Here is a 15,283-nt window from a genome sequence, read left to right as displayed (position 1 = left end):
CTTTATTCGCCTTTATTTTGCGCTCGCTTTCCTTTTTTATACATTATTTCTAACACGCAAATTGCTTAAAATATTCTTACTTTTTCACTTTTCTTCTGAAAACGTTGTCCTTATAGAGAAAGCGTGCTATGTTTTGTTTTGTATAAAAAATAGAGGAGGATTCTTAAATGAGTCGTTTTTATCATAAAAAACCTATATGGATCATGCTTGTTGTATCTGCTTTCATCCTTATCATGTCTGCTTGCAGTCAATCAGGCTCATCTCAATCTGAAGACACAAAGTGGGATCAGATTAAAAAGAAAGGGAAAATCGTGGTTGCAACTTCAGGCACCCTTTATCCAACTTCTTATCATGATACTTCTAATGGCAAGGATCAATTAACTGGCTATGAAGTAGAAGTCGTCAAAGAAGCGTTTAAACGTCTTGATGTGAAAGTAGAATTTAAAGAAATGGGCTATGATGGGATGCTGAGCGCCATTAATTCTGGTCAAGTGGATGCCGCTGCAAATGATATCGACATCACAGATGACAGAAAAGACAAGTTTGCCTTTTCAACCCCTTATAAATATTCCTACGGAACAGCTATCGTTCGGAAAGATGATTTATCTGGCATTAAAACTTTAAAAGATTTAAAAGGAAAGAAAGCAGCAGGGGCTGCCACAACGATTTATATGGATGTTGCTCGTAAGTACGGTGCAAAGGAAGTCATTTATGATAATGCGACAAACGAGCAATACTTAAAGGATGTTGCAAACGGCCGTACAGATGTCATTCTAAATGATTATTACTTGCAGACACTGGCTCTTGCTGCATTTCCTAAACTAAATATTACGATTCACCCTGACTTGAAGTACATGCCGAATGAACAAGGTTTTGTTATGAAGAAGGACAACAAAGAGCTTCAAAAAGAATTAAATCGTGTATTAGGCGACATGAAAAAAGACGGAACAATGAAAAAGATTTCTGAGAAATTCTTTAATCATGCAGACGTCTCTAAGAAAATTGATGCTGATGTCGAAGATGTCGACATTTCCAAATAAGGAGCTGCAATCGTGGGAGATATTCATTTAGAATATATATTTAATCCTGCACTGGCAAAGGCGTCATTTCCGTTTGTTATGAAAGGCATCTGGCTGACGCTGCTCATTTCCTTTGTGAGCATGTTTTTTGGTACCATTCTTGGCTTTTTTATCGCTCTTGCCAGGATGGCGAATTCATGGATTCTTCGGCTGCCTGCACGACTGTATATCTCATTCATGCGAGGCGTGCCCATTCTGGTGATTTTGTTTATTCTCTATTTTGGATTCCCCTATATCGGCATTGAGTTCACAGCGGTCACTGCCGCCATTATTGGGTTCAGCTTTAATAGTGCTGCCTATATTGCAGAAATTAACCGGGCGGCTCTCTCCTCTGTTCCAAGTGGACAGGTGGAAGCTGCTAAATCATTAGGTCTCAGCTATTGGCAAACGATGCGTGGTGTCATTTTGCCTCAATCCGTCCGCATCGCCCTGCCGCCATTGACCAATGTCATGCTCGATTTAATCAAAGCTTCCTCACTGGCAGCAATGATTACTGTACCAGAGCTCTTCCAGCAAGCAAAAATTGTAGGCGGACGAGAATTCGATTATATGACCATGTATATTTTGGTCGCACTCATTTACTGGGGCATTTGCAGTGTCGTCTCATTGCTTCAGGACTTTTTAGAAAAACGCTATGCGAAATATCTGTAGCAAAAAAAGAGCAGATCTCATGGATCTGCTCTTTTTCAGCGTGATAGAAAACCTTTGCAGCCCTAATCACCGGAGCGCAGACCTGCGGGCGAATGCGAGGATTTGTCTGCACGATAATTAATGAATAAGCCATAACCATACATATAACCCGAGTAATGTGAGAATCAAGGTTGGGATGGTCAGGATGATCCCGGCTTTCATGTACGCCCCCCAAGAGATATGGACGCCTTTTTTCTTTAAGACATGAAGCCACAGCAATGTCGCCAATGAGCCGATTGGGGTCATTTTCGGTCCAAGGTTGGAGCCGATGACATTGGCATAAATCAGTCCGTCTCTCATGACACCTGCTGTATCTGTATGTCCAATGGCAATCGCATCAATTAAAACGGTCGGCAGATTGTTCATCACAGAGGACAGCACTGCGGCAAGCACGCCCATAAACATCGTTCCTGCAAGCAAGCCATGTGAAGCCCCTTGTTCAATCCATGCCGCCAATATTTCTGTAAGACCGACATTTTTCAGTCCATATACGACGACATACATACCGATCGAGAAAAACACAATGGACCACGGCGCTTCTTTGATCACTCGCTTTGTCGCTACTTGTGGACTTCTTCTCGCCAGCCACAAGAAAGCAAGGGCAATCCCGCCTACGATGATGGACACTGGAATACCGATCAGTTCCCCCGCAAAATAACCCACAAGCAGACAGCCGAGCACATACCAAGACAAGCGGAACATACGGATATCTCGAATAGCTGACGCCGGTTCCTTTGCCTGTGACAGATCGTAGGTTTTTGGGATAAGCTTTCGGTAAAATACATACAGAACCAGCATGCTCGCTCCAAGCGACACAAGGTTTGGCACGAACATATTCGCTGTATATTCTAGAAAACCAATATGAAAATAGTCGGCTGATACGATATTGACCAGGTTACTAATGACAAATGGCAAGGAGGTTGTGTCTGCAATAAAACCGCTTGCCATCACAAAAGGCAGCACCATGCGCTCATCCAGCTTCAACGCTCTCACCACAGATAAAACGATTGGGGTCAAGATCAATGCCGCTCCATCGTTGGCAAAAAAAGCAGCTACAACAGCGCCGAGCAATGTTAAGTAAATAAACATGCGGACACCGTTGCCTCTTGCGGCTTTTGCCATATGCAGTGCAGCCCATTCAAAAAAACCGATCTCATCTAAAATTAACGAAATGATAATAATGCCAATAAAGGCAAAGGTCGCGTTCCATACAATTTGCGTGACTTCCCACACATCGCCTAGATGAACGACACCAAAGGCAAGTGCAAGAATGGCGCCTCCACACGCTGACCATCCTATGGTGACACGTCCTGGCTGCCAAATGACAAGGACGAGGGTCATGATGAAAATCAAAATGGCTAAGGTGACTGATCCCAAAGGTGGCCCCCCTTTCACTTTTCTCATAAAATCTTTATCTATCATACAACGAAATGCATCAGTTGTATGCCATTTTCGCATGTCACATGAAAACCCGCAGGTGATCCTGTGCACCTGCGGATTCCATCATCATTATTGATCTTTTTTCATCAGCATCAATTCAATAAATAACTCACATCTCTGGCTAAAATGACTTAAGTCGATCGAAGTCATGTCAAAAATCTGTTTCATTCGATAGTTTAATGTATTTTGATGAATAAACAACTGCTCCGCTGCTGGTTTTAGCTTGCAGTTATTCAATAAGTAGACTTCCAGCGTTTTTAAAAATGAGGTTTGACTCTCGCGGTCTTTTTCCTTCAAGCGTAACAAATCTGGATTGAAGTCGTTTTTCTTTTTTTGATGGCTGTAAATAGAGTCTAAAAACCGGAAGACCCCTAAATTCTCATAATCATATGGAATCAGTTCTTGCCCTCCGACAATTTTTACTGCCTTGACGACCTCTATCGCTTCAAATCGACTTGTACTCATTTTCATGACATCACGGTACTCTCTTCCCATCCCAATATACAAAGGGGAAGGATGTGCATTCGTTTTTGATTGCAGATGTGCGATGACATCAGCGGCAGTCGCTTTCGGTGAGTGCCGGTCTGACAGGCTGCCTAATATAACGACAATATCTGCTTGAACCGAATAGACGTGATTCACTTTATCCTCTAGCTGCAAATACGTTCGAATGACATCCTTCACATCTTCTGCCGTCTCACTTTTGTTATCGGCAGCGTGCACGACCATAACGGTAAATACGGCTGGCAGTGGAATGCTTAAGTTCTCAGCCTCCCATTTCAGCTCTTCTTCTGTATAAAAATGATCATCCATGACCTTTTTGAAAAACTCTTCAATCTTGCCTTCCTTTTTCTCAAGCTGTTTCTTATTCTTATAAATCACTTTTCCAACCTGAAAGGAAGCTTCGTGTAAAAATTGCAGCTCCTCCTGAGAGAGGGAGTCCTCAATGTCCTGCACCCAAATAAAGCCTACTACCTCTTGTTTATGCTTGGCGCTCACAGCCACCCGCCGATTAAATCCGAGCTCGTCATGGCCGCTCACATAAAAAGGCTTTGACTCCTTGTGAAGCCGCTCAATTACCCCTGTTTTCTTTAACCAATCGACCACAGACCCCGGACATTCCTTGGAGAAAATCGTTTGCTGATTGACTGGGTCAAACTGCTGAATGCTGTAAGAATTATAAGCAAGGAGCTGACACTCTGTGCTTTCTAAAATGACTGGTTTTTTTAAATAGCCGCTAATAAATGCAATTAATTTATCGACATCAAAAAATGTATGAAGCTTTTCTAATATCTCTTCCATCCCGATTGCTCCCTGATTAAGTGATACATTTATCATACTTCTTTCCAGTCAGATTTGTATAGAAACAAGTCGCAAGCAGGCAAAAAAAGCATGAACCCGTCAGTGCAGGTTCATGCTTTTTCCATATTAAAACATTTCACTAATCGTTTTTGCCTGCATGTGCAGAGCTAGGTAATCTGGACCGCCTGCTTTTGAATCCGTTCCTGACATTTTGAAGCCGCCGAATGGGTGATAACCAACGATGGCACCTGTGCAGTTACGGTTAAAGTAAAGGTTCCCTACATGGAACTCCTGCTTCGCAAGGTTGATGTGATCACGATTATTCGTAATGACAGCACCTGTTAAACCGTATTCTGTGTTGTTGGCTACCTCAAGTGCCTCATCAAAGCTAGAGACTTTCGAGAAAGCCAAGACTGGTCCAAAGATTTCTTCTTGCATTAAACGGGAAGTTGGCTCAAGATCTGCAAAAATGGTCGGGTGGATAAAGTATCCTTCCGAATCATCACTCGTTCCGCCAGTGACTAAGCGGCCTTCCTGTTTGCCAACCTCGATATAATCCGTGATCTTGTCAAAGGACGCTTGATCAATGACAGGTCCCATGTAAACATCGGCAGAAAGTGGGTTGGCTGTTGTTTTCGTTTCTGTGATTTCCTTCACTCGCTCAACCACTTGGTCATACAGCTTCTCATGGACGACAGCCCGAGATCCAGCTGAACATTTCTGACCTGAAAATCCGAAGGCTGATGTGAAAATGGCATTAGCCGCTAATTCAACATCTGCATCCTCATCGACAACCACTGTATCCTTACCGCCCATTTCAGCAATGACACGTTTTAAATGCTGCTGGCCTGGCTGCACTTTTGCCGCGCGTTCAAAGATACGTGTCCCTACTTCTCTTGATCCAGTGAATGTAATCAGGCTTGTTTTCGGATGATCTACTAAGTAATCCCCGACCTCTGCTCCGCTTCCTGGTACAAAGTTGACAACGCCCTTTGGAAGACCGGCTTGCTCAAGCTCTTCCACAAAACGGGCTGCAATGACAGGCGTCGCACTTGCGGGTTTTAAAACAACTGTATTCCCAGTGACGATTGGGGCTACTGTTGTTCCTGCCATGATCGCAAACAAGAAGTTCCACGGCGGAATCACGAGCGTCACGCCAGTTGGTGTGTAAACATATTGATTGCGTTCGCCTTCGCGGCTGTTCACTGGTTTGCCTTTTGCCAGCTCCAGCATTTGACGGGCATAATATTCTAGGAAGTCAATCGCTTCTGCTGTATCTGCATCTGCTTCATTCCAAGGCTTACCTGCTTCTTTGACAAGAAGGGCTGAATACTCATGCTTTTTACGGCGAATGCTTGCCGCAGCTCGGAATAATACGCCAGCTCTTTCTTCTGGAGACGTGTAGCGCCATGTTTCGAATGCTTTCGCTGCTGCTTGAACCGCCTGCTCTGCCTCTTCCTTCCCGGCCTTTGATACGGTTCCAACCACTTCATCCTTTTTCGCTGGATTGATCGAAACAATCTTGTCTTTCGTTTCAATTCTTTCTCCATTAATCACGAGCGGATAGGTTTGACCAAGTGATTCTGTTACTTTAGCTAATGCTTGTTCAAACGCTTTGCGGTTTTCTTCCTGGCTAAAATCCGTGAATGGTTCATGCTTGTAAGGTGTTGTCATTTTTGTCACGCTCCCGTTTCAAATTATTTTCTCGTCATCCCTTTTAAAGCAAAGGCAATGTTTGCCGGCCGTTCTGCAAGGCGTCTCATGTAGTAGCCATACCACTCTCGTCCATACGGAGTATAGACCCTCATTTGATAGCCTTCTTTCACAAGTGCCTGCTGCGTTTCTGATCTCATGCCGTACAGCATTTGAAATTCGAACTGACTTGTCTGTATATTGTGTTTTTTCACAATATTTTTTGTGAACTCGATCATTTGATCGTCATGTGTCGCAATGGCTGTATAGTTCCCTGAGAGCAATTGCTTTTCGATCAGCTTTTGATAATTCAGATCGACATCTTTTTTGTTTGGATACGCCACTTCGGCGGATTCCTTATAGGCACCCTTTACAAGTCTTAAAAATGGCTGCAGCTCATTTAGGTCATCAAGATCCTTTTCTGTTCTGTACAAATACGCCTGCAAGACCGTACTGACATACTCATATTGAGATTTCATCTCTTTAAAAATGTCCAGCGTTTTTTGACAGCGCTGTTCATCCTCCATATCGATTGTCACCATGATACGGTGTTTCTCTGCCGTATCTAAAATACGTTTCATATTGTGATACACAAGGTCATCGTCAATATCCAGGCCAAGTGATGTCATTTTGAGTGACACATGGGAATTGAGTCCCGACTCAGCAATCCGCTGAATGGTTTGAATACACTCAGTCGTCCGTTCATTGGCAATCTCTGCCTTTGTAACAAACTCACCAAGGTGATCAACTGTCACAGCCATTCCTTGGTCATTTAATCGTTTTATGACAGGGATGGCACTCTCAAAATCCTTCCCTCCGATGATTTTCTTAGATGCAACAGCACTTCCCCAATTACGAGCAATATGGTTCAAGAGACTGCTCTTTGACAAAAACAAGAAGAAATTTCTTGTGACCGACTCCATAAAGGGCACCTCCCACTCTTTGTAAGCTATGTCTTTATTGTAAAGCTCATAAGCTGTCCGCTACAATATTTGAAGATGACAAAAATTCTGACTTTTTTTGTGGTTTTATCACAATAAGAGATAAAAAAGAGCCTGCCGTGATCCGGCTGGCTCTTCCCTGCTTACGCCCACACCTCATCAAGGGTAGACTGCAGCAGCTCATTTAATTCTTGCAACAGGTTGTCTTTCGGCTGATTGTAGCTTTTCACCAATTCATCAAATCGCGTGAGCTCTTTGTCGATAAATGGATGGACATAAGCGAGGCGGTTCTCTACATCCATTTCTTCTCCGTCCATTTTACGTTTGAGCAGCTCATGGATTTCCGCTAAAAGCGGACCTTTCTCCACTAGTTCTTCGAGCAGTTCATGAAAGTCCATCGGCGGAACCGTCCGGTATCGTTCAATCCACTGACAGGCAAGCAGCGGACGAAGCACATAGAAATACTTCTTGATTCGCACCTGCTCTCCTCGTAAATGCCGGCTTTCATTCCGCTTCGCCATATTGAGGTAATGATACATCAATGCTGCAGGATAAAACGCTCGATCCTTTAATTCTCTTAGCTGCTTTGCCAAAGAGAAAGATTCAGCATAGATGATGTCAGAAGACAGCCATTCCATGATGGACGGATTCGATTTATTGAATAAGCGAAGTGCCTTTCTAAGCTCCCAGCCGCTGATATCAAGCACATCATCAATCGGCCGTTCAATGACATCACGATGTTCTTCCATTGCCCAATACCATTCTTTTCGAGGAACATATAAAAAACGGACATCGTAATCACTATCAGTCGAGGGGAATCCCCATGCTCTGCTGCCTGATTCAACCGCGAGGCAAATTTTTACGTCATACGTTTCTTCGATGATTTTCAGCTCTTCCTTGATTCTCTCTCTCATCATCCATCAACTCTTTCTATAGAAATCTGCATGACTTCTTCACGTTTTGGTAAAATACGAATAAGACATATATGAAAAAGGAGTTGGATCTCATGTCTATATCTCGCATCATGAAATGGATCACCGGGATTTTTGAAGCCTGTCTTGCCATCCCTGTCATCGGAGGACTATTTATTATTAGCAATGGCTATTCACCGCTCATGGTCATGCTTATTCTGCATATTATCACACTCGTCTTATCGAAGCGAGACCAAGGACCAATGATTGGCAGCATCATTGGAATTATCACATCCTGCCTCGCCTGGATTCCGATACTTGGATTCATCCTTCATATCATCACAGCTCTTGCCCTTATTATCACCGCGTTAGTACCTGATGAAAAAACGAGACAAAATACGAGTTATTAAAAAAGAGGCCCTCCTAGAGCGGCCTCTTTTTTCTTTTATTTGAGCAAATGCTTTTGTAAGAAGGAGAGCTTCTCTGTTTGAAAAGCCGGGATAAACTCGTGTCCAAAATAGCGATATACCTTTAGGTCTTTATCTGTTTCTAAATGGTTGTATGCCGCAAACACAGTAGATGGCGGGGTAATTTTGTCAATCAGACCGATCGCCATCAATGTTGGCTGTTTGACCCATCCAGCTAAATTGATTAAGTCAAAATAGCTTAATGTCTCAAATGCCTTTTCTTCCACTTCCGGGTCACTATTTCTCCGAAAGTACGAATTGATTTCTAAATAAGGCTGCTCCAATGCCACATCCACTGCACGCTCAAAGTTTGATAAATAAGGGTAATCTGCCACGACGACCTTCGGAATATCTGAAAGGGCTGCAGCTACTACCGCTAATGCGCCTCCCTGGCTTCCACCAATTACGCCGATCCGATGTTTATCCACTTCAGGGAAGGACTGAATGACTTCGAGTGCACGAACCGCATCTAAATAAACACCGCGATAATAGTAGGTCTCTTTTGATAAAATGCCTTTTGTCATCCACCCCAAAGCGTGACCGCCTGGTGTCACTGTCTGATCTTCACTGCCGCCTTGACCGCGGACGAGCATACCAAATGTGGCATAGCCGTGGAGCGCCCAGTTGACGATGTCGTGAATGCCGCCGTCATAGCTGGCATTATAGCCATGATAACGAACGAGCGCTGGATGCGGGCCAGATTGATCAGGTACAGCATAAAAGCCTTCAATTTTAGAATGTCCAAAGCTTTGATATGTCAGGCGGTACACCTTGACGCCTTTCACTGGATAGTCATACGGTTCAAGTGATGGCTTTGCCTCCACTTGGCGCAGTTCTTCGAGCGATTTCTTCCAAAAGTCTGAGAAATCAGGACGTGCAGTTTTCTTTGGTTTATATTTTTTTAGCTCTTCTAGTGATAAATCGAACAATTGCATATCATACTATTCCCCTTTGTTTTATTAGTTATAGGTATCATACCACTCATTTCTTAATTGAGAAAGTCATTTAACAAAACCTTCTGACATTTCTATTGGCAAAGATGATGGAAACCTTTATGATAAAGAAACTGGCCTTGAAGACTAGAATAAACCATTACATACATTCATGATTTTCACATGACATATAGCGAATAAAGGAGGAACCCATATGAAAATCGCCCTTGTCCAAATGGACGTACAAATTGGAGAACCTGAAGTGAATTTTAAAAAAGCAGAAGCGTTTTTAGAAGATGCGGTCCGCGAGCAGCCTGATCTGATCATTTTACCCGAAATGTGGAATACCGGCTACGCCCTTGAACAAGCCGATCAGCTTGCGGATATAAACGGTGAACGCACAAAACAGCTCTTTTCCTCCTTTGCACGGAAGCACCAAGTGTATCTCATCGCAGGCAGTGTATTAAATAAACGGACAGAAGATGAACACATTACCAACACAATGTATGTTTTTAACCGCCAAGGTGAGCTTGTGTTAGATTATGATAAAATTCATTTATTCCGCTTAATGGATGAGCACAACTATTTAACCGCTGGTGATCAGCTTGGTTTATTTGACTATGGTGAAGATGTAACAATTGGTGCGATGATCTGCTATGACCTCCGCTTCCCGCAGCTTTCCAGAACACTTGTGAACAAAGGAGCGAAGGTGCTCGTCAATACGGCACAATGGCCGTCAGCAAGAGTGGACCATTGGCGCAGCCTGCTCATCGCAAGAGCGATTGAAAACCAGTCATTTATGATTGCTGTGAACAGAACAGGCACAAGCAGAGACACGGCATTCCCTGGACACTCTATGGTAATTGATCCACTCGGCCGCATCCTGCTTGAAACAAAAGATGACGAAGATATTTATTATGCGGAAATTGATCTTCAGCTGGTGGATGAAGTCAGACAGCAAATTCCGGTTATGACGGATCAGCGTCTGGACTTATATTAAAAAGCAGGGTGCCCCCCTGCTTTCAGCGTGTAGACAAACCCTCGCATTCGGTGTCAGGTCTGCGCTCCGGTGCTCACGAATGTCAAATTCGCTCCGCTCCTGTACTCGCCCTTCCTAGACTGCAAAGGTTTTCTATCACGCTGAAAAGAAGACAAAGGGCTAAAATCAAGATCATTTTAGCCCTTTGTCAACAATCTTAAAGCAGGGTGCTCCCCTGCTTTTTGCGTTTAATTAAACGTTTGTTTAAGCTTTCCCTTGATTCTGATAAAGGTCCATGAAGGCTTGAGCGGCTTTCGTTAAATACCTTTCTTCCACATATGCAAACACAAGTGTGCGGGTTGGGCATGAATCAATGTGTAAATAAATGACCCCGTCCCTATCCTCTTGTGCCACCATTTTCGGCACAACGGTCACACCTAGTTCGTTTTTGACCAATGCCTGTGCTGTTTGAATATGACTTGTTTCAAAAGCCGCTTTTGGCTGAAAACCGTGATGACGGCACAGTTCCATGACTACTTGCCGAAAACCGTATCCCTCTTTCAGCATAATAAATGGGATACCTTCAAGAAGCTGAAAGGGAACGATTTCGTGACCGGACGCTTTTTGCCCTGCTTGCTTGATGATCTCGTTCAATTCCTCTGATAACCATGGCTGAGCAGCTTGCGGAACTGCAAGAAGGAGCGGCTCTGTCAGCATTTGTTTCGTTTTCAATGATTCATGCTCGACAGGCATAGATAAAATAGCCAAATCCAGTTTTCCAGCCAATAGTCGTTTTTCGAGCTCACGAGGAGACTCTTCTATCAGTTGAACGTGAACATGGGGATACGTTTGACAAAAGGTTTTTAATAAACCGGGCAAGACATATCCCCCAGTCACTGCTGGCGCTCCAATGTTCAGCTCTTTCCCGATTTCATAAGCTGCTTCTCCCATTTCACGCAGCAAATCATCTCTTTCCTTCAAAATATTCTCAGCCCTTTTAATGAATCGTCTCCCTTGAGGTGTGGGCGTTACTGGTCCATACTTTCGAATAAATAGCGGTGTGTCTAATTCCTCTTCCAGCTTCTTCATTTGCTGGCTTAAAGAAGGCTGTGCAATATGAAGTTGATCCGCTGCTTTTGTAAAACTTTGCTGCCGGTACACTTCAATGACATATTCCATCATTCGTATATCCACTTTCATCACCTCATAGGTTTTAACTATCCATGTCATATCTTTTATGTCTTAGACAAATAACAGAAGGAATTCTACGATAAAGAGACCACAAAGGGGGAAAAGAAATGAATCCATATGCTAAAGCCGAAAACCAATTTTCACAAAATGCCGAGAACTATCGAGATTCACCTATATTTGCAGCCGGAGAAGAGCTGAAATGGATGAAATCAACAGCAAATGCGAAGGGACATGAGCATTTACTTGATATTGGCTGCGCGGCAGGACATACCATTTTTTCCTTTTCAGACGTTATCTCTAAAGGGGTCGGCATTGATGTCACGCAAAAAATGATCGAGATTGCAGCAGCACTAGCGGAAGAACGCCACCTGAACCACATTACTTTTGAGCAGGCAGCCGCAGAAGCATTGCCCTTCTCTGATGAATCATTTGATTTAGTGACGTGCCGATTTGCTGCTCACCACTTTCCAAACCTTCCGGCAGCCATGTCGGAAATCAGTCGAGTCTTAAAAAAAGGCGGCCAATTTCTGCTCGTCGACCATTATGCACCTGAAAACCCTGCACAAGATTCATTTATTAATCACTTAAATAGACTGAGAGACCCTTCTCATGTGCGGGAAAGCTCGTTATCAGAATGGAAAGAGCTCTTCGATGACAACCAATTGACTCAGAAAGAGATTCGTTACTGGGATCTGCATATTGATTATCAGGACTGGATTATACGTGGACGCACGCCAGAGAACATTCAAAAGGAGATCGTTTCCCACCTTCAAGCCGCAGACTCTGACACACAGCAGCTGTTTCAGCTTCAATTCGATGCACAGCATCAGCCCATTTCCTTCTGTTTAAAAGCTGCACTGCTTCAGGGAATCAAGCATTAAACTGATAGAAAAAGTCTACCATCGCCGGTAGACTTTTTTAATCTTCACTGTTTCACAGGTGGCTTTTCATGTTCGTGACACGTCTCTCTTCACGACTAGATTATGTTTCTATTATATGATAAATGAACGAAGATAGGTGAGGCATTTTAGATCCTCTGAATAAAAAAAGAACCTACCCTCTTTGGAATAAGTTCTTCCCTGCATGCGTAACTTACGGTGCAATATCCTCTAATACTTTCTCGCGCGTTTCGATCATTTTAAAAGCAAGAATTGCTCCCACTACCGTCACACTTGCAAAAAGAATAAAAATAGTTGAAACACCGCTTACCTCTAAAATAAAACCTATCATAATAGGAGCGATCGCTGAGGCCAGTCTAAGCCACGCTGTAGCAAATGCCGTTCCAATCACCCTCATACGTGTCGGATAAATTTCAGGTGTATATAGATAGAGGAGAACTGTAATTGTCCCCATCATTCCGTAAGCAGCAGATCCTAAATAGATGACGCTTTCTGGTGAAGTCGCTCCGCTGATCCATAAAGCCGTTAATAAAACACCTGTTAATACAAATGCAATGGTTGCCCAGCGCTTCCGTCCCACTTTATCAATTAAAAATGCACAAGCGAATACCCCTATGGTCTGTAAAATATTTGTGAGAGATGCTGCCCTTAATGAATCTCCAACTGGCAAATGGTAAACAGTATTATAAAGACTCGGTAACCAGTTATTTAAACCATTCGATACAAAGTAGGCAGAAAACCATAGTCCCCATACGACCAATGTTCTTTTACGGTAAAAAGTTGAAAATAGCTCTTTCCAGTCGCCTTTTTCAGTACTGCTGGATACTTGATTTGCGACAGGCATTCGTTTGTCAGTACTAGCTTCAATTTCTTCAATAATTCTTTCGGCTTCATCTAACCTGCCTTTCGAAATAAGCCACCTTGGCGATTCACGCAGCATGAAAAAGAATCCAAAGACGATTAGACCTCCAATGCCTCCAATCAAGAACATCCATTTCCACCCAAAGCTAGGTACAACAAATGCCCCAATTTGAGCTGAGATCATTAACCCTAATGGAAAAATCATCTCATAAAGCATAAAAAATCTGCCTCTTCCTTGGGCTCGGGACAACTCATTAATATATGAGGCTGCTACCGGCACCTCTCCTCCAACTCCAATCCCTTGTATAAAGCGGAAAATAAAAAGGGCCATAAAATTACCTGAAAATACACATGCGATACTCATAATAGACATGAGGAACACCGTCCACTTTGCACTAAATACACGGCCGCGCCTTTCTGCTAACCACCCAAAGAAAATAGCACCAATCGCTTGTCCTATATAACCAGACCCAATAAGAAGGCCAATTTGAGCAGGTGATAAATTCCACATGCCGATGAGGACCGGGAGAACAAACGCTAAAGATAGCGCATCAAAAGCATCAAAAAAAGTAGCAGATCCCATAATGATTCGAGGTTTTAAATGCCATCTCGAAAAAGGTACACTTTCCATCCTAGTCAATAGTTGTGAAGCTCTATCAACAACTTGCCCACCTTGAGAATTTGAATTTCCGCTGAGTTCTAACGTCATGGTATCTCCTCCTTATTAGAGGAAATGATGCAAAAGTACATGCCGAAGAGCGCTTAAGAAATCGCTTACATTTTAAATCAAGCTGAAATTCTGCAGCGTTCATACGAGTTTTCAGCATCTATCAAATCTTTTTTGGCGTTCCCGTGGTACCCCGATCTATATAATACATAGGGAAGATATGTTCCATCGCCTCTAACTGTTCTCCTTCTAATAACTGTGTTAGTAAAGAAACAGCTTTTCTTCCCATTCCAACTAAATCAACATGAACAGAAGATAAAGAAGGGGTTAGGAAACTTGCAATGGGCACATCATCGGCACCAACGACAGACAAATCATGAGGTATTGAAACATTTGCGTTTTCTGCCGCTTTCATGACCCCTATCGCCAAAAAATCTGAAGAGCAAACAACTCCAGTCATGTGCTGGTTTCCTTGGAGAAATTGAGAAACCACTTCTACTACTTTTCCCCCATCAAATTCATCTAACTCAAACACAAGCTCTTTGTTCAATGTTAATCCTAAACGTTTCAGTGTGCGCTCATACCCCTTGTAATACCTCACACTATGCATCGAACTCATTGGACCATTGACCAGCCCAATGGTTCGATGGCCTTTATCAAATAAGGCCGTTACAGATTGACAAACACCTTCTTCATCATCCGGCCTGACACATGGAAATGGTGAATCCTCTAAGTAACTTCCGACAACGATAATGGGAATAGCCAAACTTTTTAGCCAATCCATGCTCAATTCTTCATTTCTTGGAGAAAATAAAATGGCACCATCTACAGCCTGCGTCTCAAGTAACCGCTGCTGCTGCACAGATGTAAATGACATCAGCATATTGAATTCGGTCTCATCTAATTCCTTCGCTATGCCATCTAAAATCGTTGAAAAAAATGGATTATTCAAAATATATGAACCGCGGGGAACCACTACAGCGATATTCCCAGTCTTTCTTTTCACGAGCCCTCTCGCTCCTAAATTAGGGCGGTAGCCTAACTCATCAATCACTTGCTTGATTCTTTCAGCCGTTTGAGCGCCTACTCCTGGTTTACCACTTAATACTCGGGAAACAGAGGCTATAGACACTCCTGCTTTCAATGCTACATCTTTAATACTTACTGACACATTTCATACCTCCGGGAGTCTGTTGTTTTATACCCTATTATAACCTGACTCACCTTCATCA

The 15,283-nt window shown here is 43.1% G+C and carries 14 protein-coding genes; 5 read left to right on the top strand and 9 right to left on the bottom strand.

Going from position 1 to position 15,283, the window contains the following annotated elements:
• Positions 1 to 167 precede the first annotated feature (167 nt).
• Together NSU11_RS01875 and NSU11_RS01870 are read left to right on the top strand one after the other, a co-directional pair.
• Positions 168 to 1,040, top strand: a complete 873-nt coding sequence (locus NSU11_RS01875; protein WP_024424312.1) for a transporter substrate-binding domain-containing protein — start codon at positions 168 to 170, stop codon at positions 1,038 to 1,040.
• Between the two features lie 12 nt (positions 1,041 to 1,052).
• Complete coding sequence (locus NSU11_RS01870; RefSeq protein ID WP_034283291.1) at positions 1,053 to 1,730, top strand: amino acid ABC transporter permease; 678 nt, start codon at positions 1,053 to 1,055, stop codon at positions 1,728 to 1,730.
• Positions 1,731 to 1,847: 117 nt separating this feature from the next.
• Here the strand turns inward: NSU11_RS01870 and NSU11_RS01865 are convergent, their stop codons facing one another.
• The 5 genes from NSU11_RS01865 to NSU11_RS01845 all read right to left on the bottom strand — a co-directional run bounded on the left by NSU11_RS01865 (position 1,848) and on the right by NSU11_RS01845 (position 8,058).
• On the bottom strand, positions 1,848 to 3,146 hold the full coding sequence (locus NSU11_RS01865) for an arsenic transporter (protein WP_025092808.1): 1,299 nt from the start codon (positions 3,144 to 3,146) through the stop codon (positions 1,848 to 1,850).
• Between the two features lie 132 nt (positions 3,147 to 3,278).
• On the bottom strand, positions 3,279 to 4,511 hold the full coding sequence (locus NSU11_RS01860; RefSeq protein ID WP_024424315.1) for a helix-turn-helix domain-containing protein: 1,233 nt from the start codon (positions 4,509 to 4,511) through the stop codon (positions 3,279 to 3,281).
• A gap of 126 nt (positions 4,512 to 4,637) precedes the next feature.
• Positions 4,638 to 6,185 carry an L-glutamate gamma-semialdehyde dehydrogenase gene (gene pruA, locus NSU11_RS01855; protein ID WP_103132586.1) on the bottom strand — a complete coding sequence of 516 codons (1,548 nt, stop codon included), beginning with the start codon at positions 6,183 to 6,185 and terminating at the stop codon, positions 4,638 to 4,640.
• 23 nt (positions 6,186 to 6,208) lie between these two features.
• Positions 6,209 to 7,126: a proline dehydrogenase gene (locus tag NSU11_RS01850; RefSeq protein WP_024424317.1), complete on the bottom strand. Its 918-nt coding sequence runs from the start codon at positions 7,124 to 7,126 to the stop codon at positions 6,209 to 6,211.
• A gap of 161 nt (positions 7,127 to 7,287) precedes the next feature.
• Complete coding sequence (locus tag NSU11_RS01845; protein ID WP_268478719.1) at positions 7,288 to 8,058, bottom strand: nucleotidyltransferase domain-containing protein; 771 nt, start codon at positions 8,056 to 8,058, stop codon at positions 7,288 to 7,290.
• 92 nt (positions 8,059 to 8,150) lie between these two features.
• On the opposite strand from NSU11_RS01845, the gene NSU11_RS01840 reads away from it, so the two are divergent.
• Positions 8,151 to 8,465 (top strand): hypothetical protein, encoded by a 315-nt coding sequence (locus tag NSU11_RS01840; RefSeq protein ID WP_024424319.1) that lies wholly within the window; start codon positions 8,151 to 8,153, stop codon positions 8,463 to 8,465.
• Between the two features lie 35 nt (positions 8,466 to 8,500).
• On the opposite strand, the gene NSU11_RS01835 is transcribed toward NSU11_RS01840, so the two are convergent.
• Positions 8,501 to 9,457, bottom strand: coding sequence for an acetylxylan esterase (locus NSU11_RS01835; protein WP_342493766.1), 957 nt, complete (start codon positions 9,455 to 9,457; stop codon positions 8,501 to 8,503).
• A gap of 211 nt (positions 9,458 to 9,668) precedes the next feature.
• On the opposite strand from NSU11_RS01835, the gene NSU11_RS01830 reads away from it, so the two are divergent.
• A complete protein-coding gene (locus NSU11_RS01830) occupies positions 9,669 to 10,454 on the top strand; it encodes a carbon-nitrogen family hydrolase (RefSeq protein ID WP_213404987.1) in 786 nt (261 codons plus the stop codon).
• Positions 10,455 to 10,697: 243 nt separating this feature from the next.
• Here the strand turns inward: NSU11_RS01830 and NSU11_RS01825 are convergent, their stop codons facing one another.
• A complete protein-coding gene (locus tag NSU11_RS01825; protein WP_103132588.1) occupies positions 10,698 to 11,615 on the bottom strand; it encodes a LysR substrate-binding domain-containing protein in 918 nt (305 codons plus the stop codon).
• 116 nt (positions 11,616 to 11,731) lie between these two features.
• On the opposite strand from NSU11_RS01825, the gene NSU11_RS01820 reads away from it, so the two are divergent.
• Positions 11,732 to 12,505 (top strand): class I SAM-dependent methyltransferase, encoded by a 774-nt coding sequence (locus NSU11_RS01820; protein WP_206534114.1) that lies wholly within the window; start codon positions 11,732 to 11,734, stop codon positions 12,503 to 12,505.
• A gap of 211 nt (positions 12,506 to 12,716) precedes the next feature.
• On the opposite strand, the gene NSU11_RS01815 is transcribed toward NSU11_RS01820, so the two are convergent.
• Together NSU11_RS01815 and NSU11_RS01810 are read right to left on the bottom strand one after the other, a co-directional pair.
• Positions 12,717 to 14,093 (bottom strand): MFS transporter, encoded by a 1,377-nt coding sequence (locus NSU11_RS01815; protein WP_025092801.1) that lies wholly within the window; start codon positions 14,091 to 14,093, stop codon positions 12,717 to 12,719.
• 121 nt (positions 14,094 to 14,214) lie between these two features.
• A complete protein-coding gene (locus tag NSU11_RS01810) occupies positions 14,215 to 15,222 on the bottom strand; it encodes a LacI family DNA-binding transcriptional regulator (protein ID WP_024427258.1) in 1,008 nt (335 codons plus the stop codon).
• Positions 15,223 to 15,283: the final 61 nt, after the last annotated feature.

Source organism: Bacillus sp. FSL R5-0712 (assembly GCF_038593285.1).
GTDB lineage: Bacteria > Bacillota > Bacilli > Bacillales > Bacillaceae > Bacillus > Bacillus safensis.
Note: the sequence above shows the minus strand (reverse complement) of the source record. Positions and strands in the feature narration are given on the sequence as shown.